Annotated in this window: 3 protein-coding genes and 1 pseudogene; 1 reads left to right on the top strand and 3 read right to left on the bottom strand. The window is 39.3% G+C overall.

Annotated features, from left to right (window positions below; translation table 11 throughout):
* Positions 1 to 219, top strand: a pseudogene (locus H6G97_RS50625) (GIY-YIG nuclease family protein); the annotation flags it as partial.
* 181 nt (positions 220 to 400) lie between these two features.
* Here the strand turns inward: H6G97_RS50625 and H6G97_RS50620 are convergent.
* From H6G97_RS50620 to rpaB, 3 genes are all read right to left on the bottom strand, one after another.
* The gene (locus tag H6G97_RS50620; protein WP_190947722.1) at positions 401 to 787 is read right to left on the bottom strand and encodes a hypothetical protein; all 387 of its coding nucleotides are present in this window, start codon (positions 785 to 787) and stop codon (positions 401 to 403) included.
* A gap of 31 nt (positions 788 to 818) precedes the next feature.
* Positions 819 to 1,058 (bottom strand): hypothetical protein, encoded by a 240-nt coding sequence (locus H6G97_RS50615; protein WP_190947721.1) that lies wholly within the window; start codon positions 1,056 to 1,058, stop codon positions 819 to 821.
* 164 nt (positions 1,059 to 1,222) lie between these two features.
* On the bottom strand, positions 1,223 to 1,899 hold a 677-nt coding region (rpaB, locus tag H6G97_RS50610), incomplete at its 5' end, for a response regulator transcription factor RpaB (protein WP_190947720.1).

Raw genomic sequence — 1,899 nt, 5'->3', positions numbered from 1 at the left:
GGAACTTGGTCACACAGAGGTAATGTAGAACTATATTTTAAACACCGCTATCATAATTACAATTATCGCATTGGCAGTTTAACTGAGTACTTCAAATTTGGTGCTACCGATGCTAACGCTGCTCTACATGAGCTACAACAAATGAAAGATAAAGTACTTTCTCCAGTCGAGATAGACATTCTTAAGGACAACATTAGCTTATCTCTTGTTGTTATCTAGCCTATACTCATGCGGGAGCAACAGTCAGATTCCATAAACCTCTTGCAAAAGTGCTTTTTGCAAAAGGTGGGAAAAGGGAAAAGGGGAAAGGAAAAATATAAAACCTTTCCCCCTTCCCCTTTTCCCGACAAATGCCAAGAAGTCTCATATTTCTATGCGATCGCCAAAGCAACACTAATTGCTATCTATTAGACTTTTTGTGCTTTGTGGGGTCAACTAACCGATATGATTGGTCAGGTTCACTCGTTGGAGGAAACGGATGTCCACTAATTGATGTTACTTCCACCCCTGTGCCTTCTCCATCAGAATTTATTAGTTCATACTGTCCGCTAATGGGAGTACGTTTCCCTGGACTATGCTTTAAAGATTGAGCCTCCTCTGATTGGCTTAACTCTGTAGTAACAGGACTGTAAACTATAGTAAACTGACTTTTAATTTCAAAACCTGGAAGATAGCCACCGTGGAACGGAATATCTGACAACTGACTAAACGTGCTTTTAATTTCTGAGATTGGTTGAAGCAAGTTTTCGTTGTCTTGGCTCCATCTAATAATTTGTGCATTTAGCAATTCTTGAAACTCAAGAGCGTGTACTGCCCCCTCATCCGAGGAAGTTTTGGCTATCTACAAGAATTGAGAACTTGAGAGTCAACAAAAGTATCGTTTGTGTTTCTAAAGAATCGTCTACCGAGGTAACTTGTGTACAAGACTCATCTACATAAAAACCAAATTGGCTTTTAAAATGTGAAAAGCTCTGTGTTTGAAGTTGTTGGCTAAGATATGATAGCAATCCAGTATCGGGAGCTAATAAGATTTGGCGAACAATTGGTATTTGTATCATAAATACTCTACAAGTTTTAAATTAAACCTTTTCTTGACCAACAATTTCATCAGATTCAGCACTTTGAGGCATCCATCAAACTAACGAGAGTTAGCTCAATCGCTCTACCGATTTACTTAAAACATTTTTAGTGCTGTAATTTGCCAGATAATTGCTCCCATCCTCTACTCTAATTCAACAATTTGTGCGAAAAAATAACCATTACCTCTTGCTGTAATAATAAATTCTGGCAAGTTGGGATCGGATTCTACCTTTGTCCGCAACCGCGAGATATGCACATCCACCACACGAGTGTCTGTATGAAATCCTCCTACCAAACCCCACAACTCTTGCAAGATTTCTAACCTTGAAAAAACTTTTCCAGAATGACTCACTAACAACTCTAGTAAGCTAAATTCTATACCTGTTAGCCGAATCCGTTGCTCATTTTTATGGACAAGTCCTTCACTTGTATCAATTTTTAGGTCGCCGACATGAATTATCCCAGAGTTAGGAATAATATTGATATCAGTTTTGTGAAAGCGTCGTCTTAGTATAGAAGCAATTCGGGCTTCTAGTTCCTTGGGTGAGAAAGGTTTTGTCATATAGTCATCTGCACCTAACTCTAGCCCAACAATCCGATCTGCTACATCTGCCAAAGCTGTGAGCATGATGATTGGCACATTTGATTCTCTCCGTAATTTTTGACAGACACCGTAGCCATCCAGCTTGGGCATCATCACATCCAGAACTATCAAATCAGGAGTCGAAAGACGAAAAGCTGATAAAGCTTCTTCACCATCACTAGCTGTAACTACACTGTAGCCAATTATTTCTAGACGTGTTTGCAAAATTCGGCGGA

The organism is Nostoc flagelliforme FACHB-838 (assembly GCF_014698065.1).
Classification (GTDB): Bacteria; Cyanobacteriota; Cyanobacteriia; order Cyanobacteriales; family Nostocaceae; genus Nostoc; species Nostoc flagelliforme_B.
This window is presented reverse-complemented; position numbering and strand designations above follow the sequence as displayed.

Bases quoted from the DNA above. Each gene is read 5' to 3' on its own strand.
- H6G97_RS50615 (WP_190947721.1), bottom strand. From the start codon at position 1,058: ATGATACAAATACCAATTGTTCGCCAAATCTTATTAGCTCCCGATACT.